At 67.0% G+C, this 19,849-nt stretch carries 12 protein-coding genes; all 12 read right to left on the bottom strand.

The genetic code is table 11. The annotated features are described in order from the left end of the window. Window positions 1-4 precede the first annotated feature (4 nt). The 12 genes from pks13 to ACTWPB_RS00710 all read right to left on the bottom strand — a co-directional run bounded on the left by pks13 (window position 5) and on the right by ACTWPB_RS00710 (window position 19,848). Window positions 5-5,302 (bottom strand): polyketide synthase Pks13, encoded by a 5,298-nt coding sequence (pks13, locus tag ACTWPB_RS00765; RefSeq protein WP_446223839.1) that lies wholly within the window; start codon window positions 5,300-5,302, stop codon window positions 5-7. 187 nt (window positions 5,303-5,489) lie between these two features. After that, entirely contained in the window at window positions 5,490-7,400 is a 1,911-nt protein-coding gene (fadD32, locus tag ACTWPB_RS00760; protein ID WP_446223838.1) for a long-chain-fatty-acid--AMP ligase FadD32, read from the bottom strand. Between the two features lie 185 nt (window positions 7,401-7,585). Continuing rightward, window positions 7,586-8,605, bottom strand: coding sequence for an LLM class F420-dependent oxidoreductase (locus ACTWPB_RS00755; RefSeq protein ID WP_446223837.1), 1,020 nt, complete (start codon window positions 8,603-8,605; stop codon window positions 7,586-7,588). A 140-nt stretch (window positions 8,606-8,745) separates the two neighbouring features. After that, window positions 8,746-9,738 (bottom strand): cutinase family protein, encoded by a 993-nt coding sequence (locus ACTWPB_RS00750; protein WP_446226548.1) that lies wholly within the window; start codon window positions 9,736-9,738, stop codon window positions 8,746-8,748. Further along, window positions 9,732-10,235 (bottom strand): DUF732 domain-containing protein, encoded by a 504-nt coding sequence (locus ACTWPB_RS00745; RefSeq protein ID WP_446223836.1) that lies wholly within the window; start codon window positions 10,233-10,235, stop codon window positions 9,732-9,734. Before ACTWPB_RS00745 ends, ACTWPB_RS00750 begins: the two co-directional genes overlap by 7 nt. A gap of 113 nt (window positions 10,236-10,348) precedes the next feature. Then, window positions 10,349-12,169: an alpha/beta hydrolase-fold protein gene (locus tag ACTWPB_RS00740; protein WP_446223835.1), complete on the bottom strand. Its 1,821-nt coding sequence runs from the start codon at window positions 12,167-12,169 to the stop codon at window positions 10,349-10,351. 166 nt (window positions 12,170-12,335) lie between these two features. After that, complete coding sequence (locus tag ACTWPB_RS00735; RefSeq protein WP_446223834.1) at window positions 12,336-13,337, bottom strand: alpha/beta hydrolase; 1,002 nt, start codon at window positions 13,335-13,337, stop codon at window positions 12,336-12,338. Between the two features lie 389 nt (window positions 13,338-13,726). Beyond that, window positions 13,727-14,788, bottom strand: a complete 1,062-nt coding sequence (locus ACTWPB_RS00730; protein ID WP_446223833.1) for an alpha/beta hydrolase — start codon at window positions 14,786-14,788, stop codon at window positions 13,727-13,729. Window positions 14,789-15,093: 305 nt separating this feature from the next. Then, the gene (locus ACTWPB_RS00725) at window positions 15,094-16,164 is read right to left on the bottom strand and encodes an alpha/beta hydrolase (RefSeq protein WP_446223832.1); all 1,071 of its coding nucleotides are present in this window, start codon (window positions 16,162-16,164) and stop codon (window positions 15,094-15,096) included. A 189-nt stretch (window positions 16,165-16,353) separates the two neighbouring features. Then, window positions 16,354-18,249: a flagellar motor control protein ZomB gene (gene zomB / locus ACTWPB_RS00720; RefSeq protein ID WP_446226547.1), complete on the bottom strand. Its 1,896-nt coding sequence runs from the start codon at window positions 18,247-18,249 to the stop codon at window positions 16,354-16,356. Between the two features lie 4 nt (window positions 18,250-18,253). Beyond that, window positions 18,254-19,186, bottom strand: a complete 933-nt coding sequence (locus ACTWPB_RS00715) for a decaprenyl-phosphate phosphoribosyltransferase (protein ID WP_446223831.1) — start codon at window positions 19,184-19,186, stop codon at window positions 18,254-18,256. Between the two features lie 65 nt (window positions 19,187-19,251). Beyond that, complete coding sequence (locus ACTWPB_RS00710; RefSeq protein WP_446226546.1) at window positions 19,252-19,848, bottom strand: phosphatase PAP2 family protein; 597 nt, start codon at window positions 19,846-19,848, stop codon at window positions 19,252-19,254. Window position 19,849 lies beyond the last annotated feature (1 nt).

Here is a 19,849-nt window from a genome sequence, read left to right as displayed (position 1 = left end):
TGACTTATTCTCCCTTTGCGGAAATCGCGGCCAGTTTGGCGGCGAGGTCGGCACCGATCTGGCCGATCCGCGGTTCGTCGACAATCTGTAGGTGGTCGCCCGGAATGTGGACGACCTCCAGGTTGGGAACGTACTCGTCCCAGCCACCGTTGGGCTTGCGATCAGCGAACCGAGGCTCGAGCTCGATGGCGCCGTCGTGGTAGCGGTCGGCAAGGTAGAGGACGACATCGCCCTCGTACTTGCGCGGCTGCACCTGCTGCAACGCTCGGTTCTCGATCCAGGAAGTGCGCTGGTGTTCGAGCACGCCGCCGGGGATCTTCGCACCGGAGAGCTTGATCAGATCGCTGATCATCGAGAACTGCTCGGCGTCGGAAGCCGCGGCCAGTTCCTCGATCTGGTCACGGTCGAGCTCGGCGGGGACGTTGTAGGTCTTCTTGGCGAAGGCCTGGTAGCGCTCGAGGCGACGCACGCGCTCCTCGGGGCTGTTGTCCTCGTCCTCGACGGTCATCGCCAGGTCGATCAGGCCGACATAGCGAACATCGGCACCTTCTTCGCGCAGCAGCTGCCCCACCTGCATCGCCAGCACGGCGCCCAGCGACCAGCCGTACAGCACGTACGGTCCGTCACCCTGGAGTTCGCGCAGCTCCGGCAGGTACTGACGGGCTCGGTCCTCGATGGACCCGTCGACCCGTTCGATGCCGTACATCGGGGTGTCGGCGGGCAGCCGCTTCAGCAGCGGCTCGTAGACCAGAGTGTTGCCACCGGCGGGGTGGAACACGAACACCGGGGTGGCGTCGGAACCCTCGACGCGGGCGCGCAGCGGGCGGATGAAGCCGTCCACATCGGCGCCGCTGTCTTGCAACCCGCGGACGATATCGGCGAGCTGCTCGATGGTCTCGCAGTCGAGCACGTCATCGACGGTGATCTCCGCGCCGACCCGCTCGGTGAGGCGGGCCGCCATCTTCTCGGCGACCTCCTCTTCGAGGATCGGGAGGGTGTTGAAGATGCCCCCCGGCGAGGTGCCGGTGACGACTGCCCAGGTGGCGTAGGTCAGGCGCTCAGCCGCGTCACGTGGCGGAACGTTGTCCTCGTCGCCAGCCGCATCGGCGAAGTAGTCGATATCGGCGACGGCTGCCTGCTCCGAAACCGCTTCGGCGGCAGTGTCGTTGGCAGACGCAGCCGCTTCGGCAGCAGTCGCGACATCGGCGACAGCACCTGCTTCGGCATCAGCCGGAGCGCTGGCGTCAGTCGGCGTGGCATCCGAAACCGATTCGACCGCCGCAGCTTCCGACCCCAGCTCGGCACCGGCCTGCTTCGCCACCGCCAGCGGATCCGCACCCGCGGCGATCGCGGCCCGCGCGGCCTCGACGAAGTTGGCGTCGACACCCAGCTCGACATCCTCACCGGCGGCCTTGGCGGCGGCCTGCTTCTCCGCCATCGCCTCGACCTCGTCGCGATGCTCGATCGCGTAGCGCAGCACCTTCGACACCTCGTGGAGGCTGGCGTCGCGCACGGCCGAGATCTGCAGCTGCGGGATGTCGAACTCGTATTCGACGCGGTTCTTGATGCGCATCGCCATCAGCGAGTCGAGGCCGAGTTCCATCAGCGGGATCTCCATCGGGAGGTCCTCGACGGCGTAGCCCATGGACTCGGCGACGATGACGCACAGCCGCTGCTCGATGGTCTCGCCGCTGTCGGGGCTCCAGCGGTCGCCGGTGGCGATGGCGATCTCGGCGGCGGTCGGCGCGGCTTGCTCGGCCGGAACCGCCACGGCGGCAACGGGTTCGGGGAGAGCGGCACCGGAGGTGACGACCGCGTCGAACAGCAGGGTGAACCCGGCCGCGGACTTGGCGTGCACCTGGACCGACGCACCACCGAGGTGCGGAGTCAACGTGGTGGTCAGCGTGCCCGCGGTGGGCAGCGCGGCGTGGGGATGGGAAACCGAGACCGCGACATCGGAAAGAACCTGTGCGGCAGCGGCTTTCACCAGCGCGGCCAGGTCGCTCACCGAGGCGGCCTGAATCTCCCAGGCGTGGCGGCCGTCCGGCATGGCGACGTGCGCACCGGGCACACGAGTGTTCCCGCCACCCGAGGACATCGAAACCTTGGGCCAGTACTCCTTGCGCACGAACGCGGTGCGCGGCACGTCGGCGTAATCACCTTCGGGCAGCAGCGAACTCAGGTTCACGGCATGGCCGTGCACGTAGAGCTGGGCGAGCGCGCCGATCACACCGGCGGACTCGTCTTCCTTGCGCTTGAGCGTCGGGATGAGCTGCGCGTCGTGCACGCCCGCCGCGAAGGTGGTGCCAAGAACCTGCATCAGCGCAACGGAATTGGGCGCCAGCTCCAGGAACGTGGTGTGCCCGGAGTCGACGGCGGCCTTGACCGCGTTGGTGAAGTACACGCTGTGGCGCATGTTCTTCACCCAGTAGGGCTCGTCGTGGATCGGCTCGGAACCGGGCTTGAAGTACAGGCCCTCGTGCACCGTGGAGTACAGGCCGATCTTCAGCGAGGTCGGCTCGATGCCTGCCAGTTCGGCGGCGAGTTCGCCGAGCAGCGGGTCCATCTGGGAGGTGTGGCCCGCGCCGCGGGTCGGGAGGATGCGGGCGAACTTGCCCATCGCCTCGACCTCGGCGACGATCGCCTCGACCTGCTCGCGCGGGCCGCCGATCACGGTGTTGGTCGGCGCGGCGTACACCGCGCACTCCACGTCGGGGTACTTCGGCAGCAGCAGCGCGACATCGTGGGCGCTGAGTTCGACGAGTGCCATATTGCGCACGTCGTCCTCGGTGATCATCTGCTCGCCCTCGCCCATCAGGCGCGAACGGGCACAGATCACGCGCACCGCATCTTCGATCGCCAGACCACCGGCGATGTAGGAGCCGGCCACCTCACCCATCGAATGGCCAACCACCGCAGCGGGTTCCGCGCCGTGGGCACGCAGCACCGCGGCGAGGCCGAGCTGGATGGTGAAGATGCCGACCTGGCAGGTGCCGACGTCGTAGTCCTGCTCGTCGTCGAGGATCATCTCGCGGATCGAGTACCCGGCCTCGTCCTGCACCAGCTCGTCGACCTCGTCGACGGTCGTGCGGAAGATCGAGTTCTCGCCGTAGAGCTGCTTGGCCATCTTGCGGTGCTGGGCACCGAACCCGGCGAACACCCAGACCGGACCGTTGGACGCGGGCGAATCGGCGGTGAACACACCGGCGCCCGGCTTACCCTCGGCGATGGCGCGCAGACCGGTGACGGCCTCTTCGTGGGTCTTGGCCAGCACCACACCGCGCGAACGCTGGTGGCTGCGCTTGGCCAGCGAGCGGGCCACGTCGGCCAGCGGCACGTCCTTGCCCGCGCCTTCGAGCCAGTCGGCCAGCTCGGCGGCGGCGCGCTTACGACGCGACGGCAAATAGGCGGAAACAGCCAGGACCACGGGCAACGGCTCGTCGCGCTCGCCGTCCCATTCGACGAACGGCTGCACCGGCTCGACAGCGGCCTCGGTGATCGCGACGGCCTCGGCGACCACACCGGTGGTCTCCTCGCCCTCGACCTCCTCGGCGGCGACCTGCTCGGCGGTCACGTCCTCGGCCACCGGGGCCGACTGCGAACCTGTGGTCTGTAGACCGATCGGTGCGAATGTCGGCGACGCCGCGCACTTTCCGACGTACTCCTGCAACACCACGTGCGCGTTGGTACCACCGAAACCGAAGCCGGAGATGCCGACGGTCGCGACGCCGCTGTAGCGCGGGTACTCGGTCGCCTCGTCGACGACCTTGAGGTTGGCCTGCTCGAACGGGATGTACGGGCTCGGGCCCGCGTAGTTGATGCTCGGCGGAATCACGTTGTGCTGGAACGACATCAGCACCTTCGCCAGACTCGCCGCGCCCGCGCCGGACTCGAGGTGACCGAAGTTGGACTTGGCCGAACCGAGCAGGGCCGGCTTGTCGGCGTCGCGGCCACGGCCGATCACGCGGGCCAGCGCCTCGGCTTCGATCGGGTCGCCGATCGGCGTGCCGGTGCCGTGCGCCTCGATGTAATCGACGGTGTTGGGAACGATGCCCGCGTCGCGGTAGGCGGCGCGCAGAACGTCGGCCTGCGCGTCGGGGTTGGGCGCGAACAGGCCGTTGGAGCGGCCGTCGGAATTCACGGCGGAGCCCTTGATGACGCCAAGGATGTTGTCGCCGTCGCGCTCGGCGTCGGCCAGGCGCTTGAGCACGACCATGCCCGCGCCCTCGGAGCGGACCATGCCGTCGGCATCGGAGGAGAACGCCTTGATGTGCCCGTCCTTGGCGACGGCACCGTTCTGGTCGAAACCGAGGGTGATCACCGGGGCAAGGATCATGTTCACGCCACCGGCGAGCGCCACCTCGGCCTCACCGCTGCGCAGCGCGCGCACGGCCTGGTGCACGGCCACGATGGTCGACGAGCAGGCGGTGTCGACGGTGACCGACGGGCCACGGAAGTCGTAGAAGTAGGAGACGCGGTTGGCGATGATGCCGGTCGAGCCGCCGAGCAGCGCGTATCCCCGGGACGAGGCGGGCGCATCGGGATCGGTGTCGCCGAGACCGAGCGAGGCGATCATCTGGAAATCGTTGGTGGACGAGCCGACGAACACGCCGACCTGCCCGCCCTTGAGGTCACTGGCCGGGATGCGCGCGTGCTCGAGCGCCTCCCAGGTGAGCTCCATCATCAGCCGCTGCTGCGGGTCGACCTGCTCGACCTCGATCGGCGACATCGCGAAGAATTCGGCGTCGAAACCCTTGATGACGTCCTGATCCAGGTAGCCGCCGAGGGTGTTAGCTTGGTCGATGGTCTTGGCCACGGACGGGTCGGTCAGGAACTCCGACCAGCGACCTTCGGGCAGCTCACGGATCGCGTCACCGCGGCCGATGATGAACTCCCAGGTCGACTCAGGAGTGGTACCCGCACCCGGCAGACGCGTAGAAAGACCGACGACCGCGATGTCGTGCGCTTCGGAGGGCGCGAACGCGGCGGTGTAGTCCGAGGAATCCTCGGCAGGCGGCTCCGGCTCACCGTGCACGATGACCTCGGCCAGCGAGGCGATCGTCGGGTGCTGGTAGACCACCGTCGGGGTCAGCACCACACCGGTGAGGTCCTCGATGTCACCACCGAGAGCGAGAGCATCGCGCGAGGCGAGCCCGAACTCCTCCATCGGCCGGTCGACGGTGATCGCGTCGACAGACTGACCGGTCGCGTCGGCGACCCAGCGGCGCAGCCATTCGCGCAGCTCGGCTACCGAAAGCTCACCGCCGGTCGAGGAGGTCGCGTTGTCACCGGAAGCAGTCATCGCACGGTCATCATTCTGGGCGCCATCGTTGTCACCGGAAGCGGTCGTCCTGGGACGATCACTGTTCTGGGAGCCATCGTTATGAACCATCAGTCCTCAAGCTACCTGTCTGTGTGCAGGGCGCGCCGTGGAACTCCACGCCCGGCATGCACAGGGCATACCGGGCGTCGTCTCCGTGTCGAGCCAATTACTCTTCCGGTGCATCGGGGAAAGCCTGCTGGGTGTAACCACCGCGCAGCGTTCCCTCGAGGTAGGCGGCCTTGCAGGCGCGCCGGGCGATCTTGCCGCTGGAGGTTCGCGGGATGGAACCGGCGGGCACGAGCAGGATGTCACGAGCGGTGACGCCGTGGCGCATCGAGACCGCGGCACGCACCGCGTCGGCGATCGGGCCGGGGTCGGCCTTACCGGCGCCGGGACCACGTTCGGCCACGACCACCAGCTGCTCGGACGCGTCGTCGACGTCGAACTTCAGGCCGGAGTGGCTGTCGGCGGCGAAGACCTCGGCGGGCAGCTGATTGGCAGGCACCGCGAAGGCCGCGACGAAACCGGGGCGCAGCGCCTTGGAGGCCTCCTGTGCGGAGTACTCCAGGTCCTGCGGGTAGTGGTTGCGTCCGTCGACGATCACCAGGTCCTTGACGCGACCGGTGATGTAGAGCTCGCCCTCGAAGTACACGCCGAAGTCGCCGGTGCGCATCCAGTCGGCATCGGGATGAGTGCCGTCGGTGTGCCCGCCCGCGACGGGCTCGGTGACCTTGTTGCGGAACGCCTTGGTCGACTCGGCGGGGCGACCCCAGTAACCGATGCCCATGTTGTTGCCGTGCAGCCAGATCTCGCCGACCTGCCCGTCGGGCAGCTCGCGACCCTGCGCGGTGTCCGCCGATTCCGGATCCACGATCGCGGCCCACTGCGACAGCCCGACGTAACCACACGACACCTGCGCGATGGCGGCCTCGTCGGACTGGTCCACGCGCACCATGCGGCCCGCGTTGAGCTCGTTGCGATCGACGTAGACGTATTTGGCCTCGTCCTCGGCGCGAGTGGCCGAGACGAACAGCGTCGCCTCCGCCATGCCGTAGCACGGTTTGATCGCGGTCTTGGGCAGGCCGAACGGTGCGAACGCCTCGTTGAACTTCTTCATCGACGAGACCGTCACCGGCTCGGACCCGTTGATCAGGCCGATCACATTCGACAGGTCGAGCGACTCGCCCGCCTTGGGCACACCGCGCGCGGCGGCGTGCTCGAACGCGAAGTTCGGCGCGGCCGCGAACGTGCCCGCACCGTCGGAGACGGCGGCCAGCTCGTTGATCCAGCGCGAGGGACGACGCACGAACGCGCTCGGCGACATGATGGTGATGAACTTGCCGCCGACCGCGGGCAGGATCACCGTGAGCAGACCCATGTCGTGGAACAGCGGGAGCCAGGTGACACCACGCGAGTTCTCGTTCATGTTCAGCGACTTGATCATCTGCAGCAGGTTGGTGGCGACCGCGCGGTGGGTGATCTCCACACCGGCGGGCACCCGGGTGGAACCCGAGGTGTACTGCAGGTAGGCGATATCGCCGACCGCGGTGTCGGGGCGCACCCAGGAGTCACCGAGGGTGTCCGGGATGGCGTCGACGGCGATGATGCGCGGGCGCTGCGCGGCGGGCAGCGAACGGAAGAACTGGCGCACACCGGCGGCCGAGGAGGTCGCGGTGAGGATCGCCGACGGCGCGCAGTCGCCGAGGACGGCGTGCAGGCGGTCGGTGTGACCCGGCTCGTCGGGATCGAACAGCGGCACCGAGATGGTGCCCGCGTAGATCGCCGCGAAGAAGGAGATCACGTAGTCAAGGCCCTGCGGCGCGAGGATCGCGACCCGGTCGCCCGGATTGGTCACCTGCTGCAGCCGAGCAGCCACCGCGCGCAGCCGGACCCCGAACTCCTGCCAGGTCAGCTCGTGCACCTCGCCGTCGCGTTCCCGCGAGTAGTCGATGTAGCGGTACGCGAGCGTATTCGCATCGTTACGGGTGTGCTTCTCGACGTGATCGACCAGGGTCCGACCCTCGGGAATGATGATATTCCCGGTCTCGTCCAGGTAGTCGTCGAAAGTCTCTTCCATTCCTTCTTCTCCTTGCGAGGACGCGATGACAAGCTCTGCGGCCTCGACTCGCTATATCGCCACCGGCCATCGAACTCGCACGAACGTGCATCGTCGACAACCCTGCGGATTTTCGAGCGGTCTGCGCGGTGACCGCTATCGGCTAGATGTTCTCAAACCAGAGTCATGTTACAGAGAACCCCCGCTCAGTCCTCCCGCAGCAGCGGAATGACAGGCGCGAAAGCATCCATCTGGGTGGGGAAGATGCCCACATACGACATCGAAGTGAGTTGCCGCACACGCTTGACCTGTTCGGCGATTTCCTCGAACGTGCCGATCGCGATGTAGGGCGAGCTCAGGATCTCCTCAACGGTCAGTTCGACGTCGACTTCGAGGTCGGGATGCAGACCGCGTTCGATCGCCCGCAGCGCCATCTCAGCGGTCTTCTCCCGGTCGTCGGTGATGACGATAGCGGTGATGGCCCAGTTCAGCTCGATGTCGGCGAACCGGTCACCGGCAGCGGCCTTGACGATGTTGACCTTCTCGATCGTCTTCTCGAGCGTAATGCCCGAGAGCAGGCCCTTGCCGTTCTTGGTGGTCTGCGGGACGACCGAGACGATATCGGCGTGCTTGGCCGCCAGTGCCAGCATCTTCGGACCGCCACCACCGGTGCACAGCGGCGGGCGCGGGCCCTGCCGCGGGCGCGGGGTGCCCTTGATGCCACGCACCTGGTAGTGCTTGCCCTCGAAATTGCACTCCTGGCCGCGCAGCAGCGTGTCCAGGATGGTCAGCGACTCGTCGAGCTTCTCCAGCCGGACGCCGGGGCGCTCGAACGGGATGCCCGCGTTGTCGAACTCTTCCTTGATCCAGCCCGCGCCGACACCGACCTCGAGGCGCCCCTTGGACAGGACGTCGAGGGTGGCCAATTCCTTGGCGACCACGACCGGATGGCGTAAACCGTTGGCCAGCACCGAGGTGCCGAGGCGGATCTTGCTGGTGGCCTGCGTGAGTGCGCCAAGCGCGGCGATCGGGCCGACCTGATCGCCCAGGTGATCAGGAACGAAGAAGGTGTCGTAACCCATCTCCTCGGCTTCCTGCGCCGTCTGGACGAACTTGCGCGCGCCGCCCTCCTGCTTGTTGCCCTCTCCGGCCGCTCCGAAGCGGAACGGACGCAGCGGCGTACCCAGCGCGGTCAACTCACCGACGGGTGCGGCAGCTTCGGTCATGAACTCTTCGCTCCTGGCTGGTGTGTACTCGGGCGCAATTCCCAGCGCACTTTACAGCGTGCGAGCGATCCGGCGTGCGGATGTCACAGCGAGGCATGATCCATGGCAATCACGCACCCACTGTGACTGTGACAACTCCGTTACGAATGTGGCGGATGTGGCGCGTTCTCGATGAGCCCCGCGGCCCAGTTGACCGTCCACTGGGTGGCCGTGGTGCCGTTGGCGTCCACTGTGTTCGAGGCGTACAGCGCGTGCACCGGGTTGCCCGCGGAGCGGACCAGCGCCGCGAGACTGCCCAGCGCGTTGGCCGGATTGAGCGCCTGGCGTGGTGCGTCACAGATGATGTCGCCGGGCGCGCAGATGGAGTTCACCTTGGGTGCCAGCGTGCCGAAACCACCGGGACGCGGACCGGTCATGCTGATGCCGGGCACGTTGACCCCCTCGAGCGCCACCTCGGCGCCCTCGCCCGCGGGCGGCGGGTCACCGATCTCGGTGGGCTGACCGGGACCGGTCGCGGTGCGGCGGCCGTCGGCGATCACTGTCACGCCGAGCACATTGGCCTCCGGGATCGGCCCGTTGCCCGCGCCGATCTGGGCGGCCACGTCACCGGCGATCACCGCGCCCTGGGAGAAGCCCGCGATGACGAAGTTCGTCAGCGGGCATTCCTTGTGGCGCTGAGCCAGGACGCCGGTCGCTCGCGCGGTGCCCTCGGTGCGGCTGTTGTTGTAGGAAGCCTGGCCGTCGGGCGGGAACGCGATCGGGTTCGAGAACTGGGCCACGTAGGGAACCGTGTACACCTCGAGCCGGTTGTCCGGGAACTGCGCGCGCAGGGGCCCGGAAACGCTGAGCATCAACGAGATCGGGTTCGCCTGCGGGTTGTACGGATCGTCGGTGGCCGACGACTCCCAGGTGCCCGGAATCGAGAGCAGCATCACATCGGGGCAATCCGCCGACTGCGACGTGGGCGGCGGCGGGCCGGGCGGCGTCGGCGGCGGCTCTTTCAACCGGCCCGCGAGCAGGTACCAGAGCAGCACGATGACGATGATCGCCAGGACGAGCAGCGCCAGCACGGTGAAGCACCCCGCAGGCCAGAACCTGCGGGAGCGTCGCGTCGGTCGGGGCGTCACTAGCAGTAGGTCGAGTTCGCGGCAGCGATGTAGATCTGTGCTGCCTTGTTGACGTCCATCTTCGACGCGTCGAATGCCGGGTCGGTGCCCGCCATCGCGGCGACGAAGGTGGCGACGTCGGCGTCACTGGCCCCGCTGCCCTTGGTGGAGCAGATGTAGGTCGCGGTGGTCAACGCGGTCGTCTGGTCGCCCGGGGTGATTCCGTTCTTGGCCAGCTCGTCGAGGAACGCCTTGTCCTTGCCGGTCGCCGGCGCGGCGGCGCTGGTCTGCGGGAGGGGCGTCGGCTCCTCGGCAGACGGGCTCGGCTCCGGTGCGGTGCTCGACGGCGCCTCGGCGGGCGGCTCGATGACCACGGGCGGCGTCGTCGTCGCCTTCGCGGCGACGCTGCTGGAGAGGGTGGGCGTCTGCGACGCGGTCGAGTCGTTGCCGCCACAGGCGGACAACAGGGCGACGGCAGCCAGGGCCGCGACCGATCCGGCTACCTTGCCAGGGATCCGATGCATGAAGATGTCTTTCCTCGATCGTTCGTCAGGGAAGCGGTCGCAGACCAGGCTAGCCGGACAATCGGCAATGCCGGGCCCCACTGGGCGATGCTCAGAGAGTTCTCAGCCCGAGCTCACACCCCGTGAACTTCGGATTTGCCGTCTCGCACCACGATGAACCCGGTTTGAAAGTTCTGCTGGATTCCACCGGGAACGGTGAACTCGTCGCTCACCGGATAGCCGAGCCTGCCGTTCTCGAACCCCTGCGCACCCCAGGCGTCGGCGAGCGCGCCGTTACGCACCGACCAGGCACCCGAGAGCGGACTCCAGTAGATATTGCCGCCCTCGAACCGGCTGTAGCGCCCGAGATCCTTCAGCGGCGCCTCCTCGGCGACCGGGAACCCGAGCGGGCTGTTCTCGAAGCCGAGCTGGCTGTACTTGTCGAGGATGAAGCCATACACCCGGTGCGCGCCGGTGGCCGGACTGTAGAACATCGGACCGTGTTCGAACGCCTGTACCGAGCCGTCACGGCTGGGTGTGGGCGCCTCGGCGGCCACCGGATAGCCGGCGGGACCGCCCTCGAAGCCCTGCTTGCCCCACTCCTCGAGGAACGCGCCGCGCATCACCTGCGCGCCGGTCTGCGGGGTCCAGTAGATCGAGCCGCCTTCGAAGGTCTGCATGCGCCCGCGCCCGTCGGGCAGGCCGAGCTCGCCTCCGGTGGGCATGCCGAGCGGCGAGAACGCGCCGCCGACACCGGCGTAGGTACCACCGATGCGCCCGCCCACCGCGTGCGTGCCCGCCGTGGCGGAATGGAACACCCGACCGTTCGCGAAGTCCTGCACCATTCCGGTGCCCGCCGGGTATTCCGCGGTCAGGCAGTTGCCCAGCCAGTTCGCCGCTTGCGCGACCCCGGCGATCGCACCGCCCAGCGTGCAGGTCGAGCCGCCGGGATCGGTACCGAGCGCCGCGGCCGCCTGCGACCACGACTGACGCATCTCGAAATCCCAGTAGGGCCACGTGTGCGTGCCGGCGGGACGGTAATTCGCCTGCACCGGGATCGCCAGCTTCTCGAGCTTGGCGACGAAGTTCTGGGTCGACAGGCGCGAGAGGATCTCCAGGCCGGTGCCCGCCCAGTTCTCGCTCATCAACGGCACGTCACTGAGCCGATCGTGCGAGCCGGCCAGACCGCTGCCGCTGGAGACGTACATGCTGACGCCTTTGAGCTTGTCGGCCAGCTGATACGGGTCGTGCGCAGCCCACTCGGGGCTGCCGGGCGGACCCCACATCGCGCCCGCGTCGAAGCCGCCTGCGTCCTTGTTGGCGAAGGTGATCGCCTGCGGCATACCGAGTGTCGTGGTGGTGAGCAGGCCCGAGTAGGAGGCCACGTATCTCATCAGCCCGGGGTTGCGGCCCGCGAGGTTCATCGCCGCCGTGCCGCCCATCGAAAGACCTTGTACCCCACGCACATCCGTGGTTCGCCAGTCACGCTCGAGGATCGGGGGGAGCTCCTTTGTCAGGAATGTCTCCCACTTGTAGGTGACGCCGTTGTCGGGGGCGAGCCAGTCCGAATACCAGCTCGACTGGCCGCCGACCGGTAGCACCACGTTGACGTTCTTGTCGGCGTAGAAGCCCTCGGCGTCGGCGTCTTTGGTCCAGCCGTTCTCGTCGTCCTGCGCGCGCAGACCGTCGAGCATGAGCAGCATCGGGAACTTCGCCTCGGGACGCACATTCCAGTCCCGCGCCAACAGCATCTGGACCTGGATCGGGGTCTTCATGGCGGCCGAGTACACCCACAGCGCCACCCGCCGATCCGAGAGCCAGTCCACCCGCTGCACCCCGGACACCGCCGGTTGCGCCTGCGCGGGAACGGTGACGGCTGGTGCGAGCAGGGCCGCCGTCATGGCCGCGATGCCGAGGATCCGCCGCATCGGCGCTGAGACACTCTTTACCGTCATCACACGCGACCCTCCATCATCCCGGAAATGGGGACACAGCCTCACCGTCGGTTGTACCGCAACAGGCAGCGATAACTGGGGAGGACACGCGAGCGGCGGACACCGCAAAAAGACCGGCCCACCCTGGGGGTGAGCCGGTCTTCGAGTTGTTGCTGAGCGGAAACTACTAGGCGCCCAGTGCGTTCAGGATGTGCGGACGCGCCTTCCACAGCTCGTCTTCCCAGTACTTCCACGAGTGGGTACCGGCGGCGCCGATGTCGTACACGGCATTGATGCCAAGGGTGTTGAGGCGACGCTGGAAGGCCAGCGTGCTCACGAACGAGATGGCCTCGATGGCCATCGCGTTGCCGGTGTTGTAGACGCCACCGAGACCGGCCGGCTTGTCGTGCTGGGCGGGCAGGCCGTTGGCCGAGGAGATGAACATCGGCAGGCCGCGCAGCTCGGGCGCGAACACCATCGGGTCCATCCGCAGCCACGCCGAGCTCCACGGCGCGGCCATGGCGTCGACGTTGAAACGACCTGCGTCGAGCATCATCACGCGGATGGCCTCACGCATGCCGGGGGCGCCCCAGTTCAGCGGGCCCGAGAGCGAGGACGCGTGCTTGAACTGATCGCGGTTCAGTGCGGCGAGGCGCAGCGCGGCCGGACCCGACATCGACAGGCCGAGCACCGCGTTGTTGCTGCGGGACACGCCGTAGCCCTCGAGGAAGGCGGGGAGCTCTTCGGTCAGGAAGGTCTCCCACTTGTAGGTGGTCTTCTGGCCGTTGGTGTTGCTCGCGGCGGTCCAGTCGGCGTACCAGCTGGACTGGCCACCCACCGGCATCACCAGGGTGACATTGTCGTTGCCGAACTGCTGCATCGCGTTGGTCTCGAACGACCAGGCGTTGCGGTCGTCACGGGCGCGCAGACCGTCGAGCAGGTAGAGCGCGGCGTTGCCGCCGTTCTTCGCCCACTGCACCTGGACCTTCACCGGGCCCATCTTCGAGGGCACCATGAGTTCTTCGTAGCCACCGGCCGGTGCGCGCAACGCAGGTGCCGACACCGGCGCGGCGAGCGCGGTCGGGGCCGCTCCCGCGGCGATCGGCAGCACAAGGGCTGCGGCGCCGACAGCTAGAATTCGGTTACGCCAACCACGAGATGCCGGGGCGACGGCCTTGCCGAAACGCATGTGAATTCCGCTCTCTTTCTGCTGTTATGGCATGCCAGACGCGTCTGCCGCTCCCGACCCGGCCCCGACAGTCCGGTCGATCAGACGGATGAAACAACGATCTGGTCACACTTACGCTCGCTGGAGGATATTCGACCCGCGAATTAACCGCAAGGGCAGTGACTTTGGCGGCTGGCGCCGCTGGGTTTTCGGCCCTGTGGGCCTCGAATCCGAGGGGCGATACTGCGCCTTCGGCGTTCCGTCTCGCCCCTCGGATCCGAGGCGGCCGAAAACCCGTGGTGGTTGCGTATGTGCGTGGCGTGGTCGTCTTATGAACGTAATGTTCAGTCGCCGCAGTGGTCGGGCATACGAAACCGGCGCCGCAAATTTTGCGGCGCCGGTTTGTGGTGTCAGCCGATGTTGTTCGACAAATCCGGAATCATTCGCAGCGCTTCGTCATTCCAGTTGTTCCAGGCGTGGATGCCGAAGGCGGGGAAAGAGTAGGTGACGTTACGGGCGCCCAGTGTCGCCATCCTGACTTCGAATGCCTTGGTGTTGGCCAGTGCCAAGGCTTCCAGCGCCATCCCGTTGACGGTGTTCCCGTTCGGGCCGTCGGTATTGGTCGGCAAGCCCGAGCCTGCCGCTATCCACAGCCGGGTGTTGTTGCCTACCAGGTTGGGTGCGAACACTAACGGATCCATCCGCAGCCACTGTGGGCCCCACGGCGGCGCCATGGCGTCCACGTTGTAGCCGCCCGCGTCGATCATCGCGAGCCGGATGGCCTCGCGCATGCCGGGGGCAGAGATGTTCAGGTAGCCCGAATACGCACCGGCGAAGGAGAACTGGTCCGGGTGGTAGGCGGCCAGCGTCAGCGCGGCCGAGCCGCCCATCGACAGGCCGAACACGCCATTGCGGAAGCGGTTGAAGCCGAGCCGGTCGGCGAGTGCGTTGCGCAGGTCGCCGGTGAGGAACGATTCCCACTGGTATCGGTAGCTTTTTCCCGGCCCGCCCGACAGCACGTTGCCCGCACCGGAACCCGAGGCAGGCGCTCCGTTGCCAGGGATACCGAAGAAATCACTCGGCGCGTTCCAGTCGGCGTAGAAGCTGGACATGCCACCCACCGGCATCACCACATTGATATTCGCCGCGGCCAGCGCATTGGGGATATCGGTTTCGATCTCCCAGCCGTTGAGGTGCTCCGGTGCGCGCATACCGTCGAGGACGTAGACGACGCGGTCCAGGTTGCCGTTCGCGGCGCGTAGCACGCGCGATTTGATCGGGCCCATCCCGGAGTCGACCCAGAAGTCGAAGGCATTGCCGTTGAAGCCGGCCGAAGCGGGCGCGATCCCCCCGGTGACGGCCGTCGCGATCGGAACGAGTAGAGCCATGGATACGCCCGCGGCCCAGCGCCGAGCCCACGAACCAGGGGCTGCGGTCTTCACGGGCCCACGCTTGCGGCGCAGTGTTCGCATTCGACTAGACCTTTCTCGCAGACCGAATGCGCAAATACCGAGCTACGCAGTCGGATCCCTCATCGGACGTCGAGAGAGACCAATCCAGGACAAAACGGACGATTCAACCTCGACGCATGCTCACTGTGTATAAATCGGTGACGAATGGTCTACATGTTGCTGGAAAGTGACCCCGAGCACAACTCCTGGTGATCTGCCGGACATTGATTCGTCGCCGCGTGTGGCTCAGATCGTGACGAAAACGAGAAAAACCGCCCGGCGCTGACGAGGCACCGAGCGGTCTTTCTGGGTCTAGCGGGGTTTACCTAGCCGATGTTCGCGGAAAGGTCCGGGATCATGCGGTTGACTTCGGTTTCCCAGTTGCGCCAGTTGTGCACGCCGGTGATCGGGAAGTCGAAGTGGGCGTTGCCGCCGCCGAGGGTGGCCATGCGGACCTGGAACGCGCGGCTGTTCACCATCGCGAGCAGTTCGAGCGGGACACCCTGGACGATCTCCATCGGGTTGGACACATCGCCCCCACCGGGGATACCGCTGGCCGCGGAGACCCAGACGCGGGTGCCGTTGGCGACCAGGCGCGGAGCGAACACGAACGGATCCATGTGGAACCACTGCTGGCCCCACGGCGGCGCCATCGCGTCGATGTTGAAGCCACCGGCCGAGATCATCGCAACACGCATAGCTTCACGCATACCGGGCGCCGAGATGTTCAGGTACCCGGAGAACGAGCCCGCGAAGCTGAACTGGTCGGGGTGGTAGGCGGCGAGCGTCAGCGCGGCGGAGCCACCCATCGACAGACCGAACACGCCGTTGTTGTTGGGGTTGAAGCCCAGGCGTGCCGACAGCGCGTTGCGCAGGTGGCTCGTGAGGAAGGTTTCCCACTTGTAGGTGTTCTTCTTGCCCGCCACCTGGGCGGGCGCGATCGACGAACCGGTCATCGCCGAGCCGGTCGCGGCCGAACCGGTGGAGCTACCGCCCGAACCGGCGTCGATGCCGAAGAAGTTGCTCGGCGCGTTCCAGTCGGCGTAGAAGCTGGACTGGCCGCCGACCGGCATCACGACGTTGATGTTGGCGTTCGTCAGCGCGCGGGCGACATTGGTGTCTTTTTCCCAGCCGCTGAGGTCGTCGCCCGCACGCATACCGTCGAGCGCGTACACGACCCGATTGGTGTTGCCATCGGCCGCGCGGAAGATCCGCGACTTGATCGGGCCCATCTCCGAGTCGACCCAGAAGTCGAAACCTGTGGGGTCGAAGGCCGCCGTCGCGGTGCCGGTGGGACCGGCCACCGCCGCACTGATCGGCAGCAGTACAGCCAGGGAGACAAGCACCGATCGTTTGAGCCAGCCGGTTCCCCGGGCTCTGAGACGTCCGCCACGCATTCTGTTATGGGCCTTTCCTCGAGCGGTTCGCGCGGAACCGCAGTTGCAATGACCGCCGACTAGATACCGGCACACCAGTGCGCCGACGGGTCTCGTTCCTCAGTGACCATATCGCTACATCGATAGCCTGGCGTTACCGAAAAGTGATTTAGCGGCGAACGCCACTGTGAAAACCCAGGCCGAGGGGTTTCAGCGAGGCGGTTCGGGGAACGGGTCCACGAGTCCGCACCGCTGGATTTCGTACTTGGGCACCCGGTCGATGCGGTATTTCGCGAACGTCATGGCGTGGCGCAGGTTGTGTTTGAACCGGTCGAACGTCATCGGATCTCGGGTGGAGATCATCAGCGCCTGGGTTTGCGGGCACGACATGGCCGTGCGGGCCTGGGTGACCCATTCCTCGTCCATGTACCAGGGCATCCACGGATGGATGTCTACCATGCCGGAATCGGCCACCACCCAGTCCGGGTACAGGCTCTTGTCGTGGCCGATGCGGCCGTCGGCGAGCCGGTCCGAATGCGCGGCCAGCGGGTAGGCCAGGCCCATCGGGTCGATCACCCGCACGTCGAGGGGCACGTTCATGCTCGTCATGCCCAGGTTCAGGAAGTAGACCGTGTGCCCGGAGCCGCCCTCGGGGATCGGTTGCGGGGGCGGGTCGAGGTACCAGAACGTGAAGGCGGGCGAGTTCAGCAGCAGGCCACCGTTGGGGTTGGCGGCGATGTCGTTGACCATGGCGCGCATGCGCGGGTAGTCGAGGTAGTCCTCGGCCAGGATCGGGTGGTCCTTGCCGGTATTGAGCACGTAGTAGATGCGCTCGTCGACGATGCCCGAGGAGCGGATCTTGGTGCCGGTCGTGATCGCGGTGGTGCTCGCCGCGTACAGCGACCAGCCCGCCGTGCCGAGCAACGCGATCAGCAGCACCGCGATGGACCAGCCGGAATTCCGCAACCGCGCCGGGATCGGGACGACGGCCACCGGCAACAGCAGCAGGAACAGCTGGGTGAGCAGCATTCGCCCGTGCATGAAGTCGCCACCGACGCGCACCGCGTACACGGTGAGCAGCAGACCGCTGGCCAGCACCATCACGACCACCGCGCTCGGCGAACGCAGCCACACCCGCACACCCGCCACCGTCAACCGCGGCAGCGCGAAGCCACGCGCGATCCCCGCGACCACACCGGCGATCAGCAGCACGAGCAGCGGAATCCACAGGTAGTACGGGCCGACCAGGTCCCACAGATAGGTGACACCCTGTCCCCACTTTGCACCGCCCGCGTCCTTGGCGACCGCGGTGTTCGGGTAGGGCAGGCCGTAGTAGCCCATCCGCCAGATCTGATACCCCACCGGCACGATCCCGGCGACGAACACGATCAGCGCGCGCAACGCGATCGGCCCGAACCGGAACTGCGGCAGCGGCGCGAGGAAGATCATGCCGAGCGCGAGCACGCCGATCAGCGTGGCCTCTGGGCGAACGAGCGGCGCGAGCCCGGCCAAGAAGACCAGGCCCAACAGGCTCGGCACGCGAACGACAGCGGCCTGACTCCAGCGGATCATCAGCCACCACAGCAGCCCGGCCCAGCAGATCACCAGACCGCTCTCCAGCCCGGAGGTGGCGTAATCACGCGCGGGCGGCAATGCGATGTACACCAGCACACCGGCCGGAATCAGCAACTGACCACTGGTTCCGCCCCACAGCCGCGCGGTGCCGAGCATCGCGAACACCACCGCGAGCACCGAAACCACCAGCGCCACGCCGAGCACCACGTACTCGAGGCGGGCCTGGGTGAGCCAGGAGAAGAACCAGACCAGGTAGGTCCACGCGGTGCTGGTGTTGGCCTCGACCCGCTCGTCGGCATTGAAGACCGGGCCGTTGCCCGCGAGCAGGTTGCGGATCGTGCGCAGCACGATCAGGCCGTCATCGGCGATCCAGCGCCGCTGCCACGCACCCACCGTGAACAGCACGGCGGTGACTACCACCCCACCGACAAAGATGGCGCGGGACAGCACCGGGAAACGCGCGTCAGGACGCGGCGACTCGTCGTCGCGTAGCTGCTCGTCTTCGGTTGAATCCTGCTCCGCTACCAGCATCTCGTCAGGTGAGATAGACAGCGACACCTACCGCTCCGATCCAGGCAATAGCGAGGAACTGCAGGATGCGGTCCCCCAACGCGATCTCTTCGGGTTCACCGGCCCCGCCACCATCGACGTCGACCGCGTAACGCAGGATTGCGATGGTAAACGGGACCATCGAGATCGAATACCACTGGGTGTCTCGAGCCGAGTCCTGCTGGAATGCCCAGAGGCCGTAGAAGACTACGACCGCGGTGGCCGCGAGTGTCCAGATGAAGCGCAGGTAGGTCGGGGTGTAGTACTCCAGCGACTTGCGGATCTTGGCGCCGGTGTCGAGCGCATACTGCAACTCGGCGTACCGCTTGCCCGCCGCCATGAACAGCGAACCGAACGCCATGACCAGCAGGAACCACTGCGACAGCGCGATATCGGCGGCCGCGCCACCGGCCACGGCGCGCAGCAGGAAGCCCGAGGACACGATGCAGATGTCGAGCACAGCCTGGTGCTTGAGACCGAGGCAGTAGGCGAGCTGGATGCCGATGTAGACCGCCATCACCACGGCCAGCTGCCACGACGCCAGGAACGAACCGGCGATCGAACCGATCAGCAGTACCGCCGCGAGCGCGTAAGCCAGGTTGACAGGAACCACGCCCGCCGCGATCGGCCGGAAGCGCTTGGTCGGGTGGGCTCGATCGGCGTCGACGTCGAGTGAGTCGTTGACCAGGTAGATGCCCGAGGCCGCCATGCAGAACACGATGAACGCGATCGCGACGTGCAGGAGAATCCCCCCGTCGCCGACCGCTTCCGGTCCGGCGGCGAGCGGCGCGGCGAGCACCAGGACGTTCTTGACCCACTGACGTGGGCGCATGGCCTTGATGACACCACCGAGCAGCGTCTTCGGCGGGCCATTCACAACACCCTCGTCAAGGACGGCGGCGGACGGTTCTTCGCTCATCTGGGCCAAAGTTCTTTCAGTTGCGGTCACTGTGTTCCATTCTGGCGCTCACAAGCCCTGCGTGGTCACGCAAGCTTCCGCCTCCGGGCTTTGAGCTCGCCGCCAGGGCGGAGTCTCTTTTCGGCGGCTAGCACGGCAGCAGCCGACGCGGCCCCCAAAGCGGAACCGGCGATCACGTCGGAAGGGTAATGCACCCCGAGCACAACCCGGGACAGCAGCATCGGCGGGACGATCACCGCAGGCAAGGGTAGCCCGGTCAAGCGGCCGAGCAACACCGCCGCCGCCGTGGTGGAGGTGGCGTGCGAGGACGGGAAGCTCAACTTGCTCGGCGTCGACACGTTGACCTGCACCGACGGATCGTTGGGTCGCGGACGCCGGACGATCCGCTTGATCACGATCGACGCGGCGTGCGCGCCGACCGCGCCCACCGCGACCCCCGCCCACTGACGCCGGCGTGGCTTGTCGACCAGCCAGCCCGCGGCGGCGATGCCGACCCAGCCGAGCGCGTGCTCGCCGAAGTGCGACATGCCGCGCGCCGCGGAGACGACGGCCGGGCTGGTGCCGATGGTGTCCTGCACGGCGTTGAGGATCGCGACCTCGACCGGGACCTCCACGTAGTCGCCGCTGCAATCGCAGCCGCCGCAGCAGCCTTCCTCGGCCATT

This window comes from Nocardia sp. IBHARD005, from assembly GCF_052814245.1.
The sequence above is the reverse complement of the archived record's forward strand: the minus strand, read 5'-3'. Positions and strand labels throughout refer to the sequence as shown.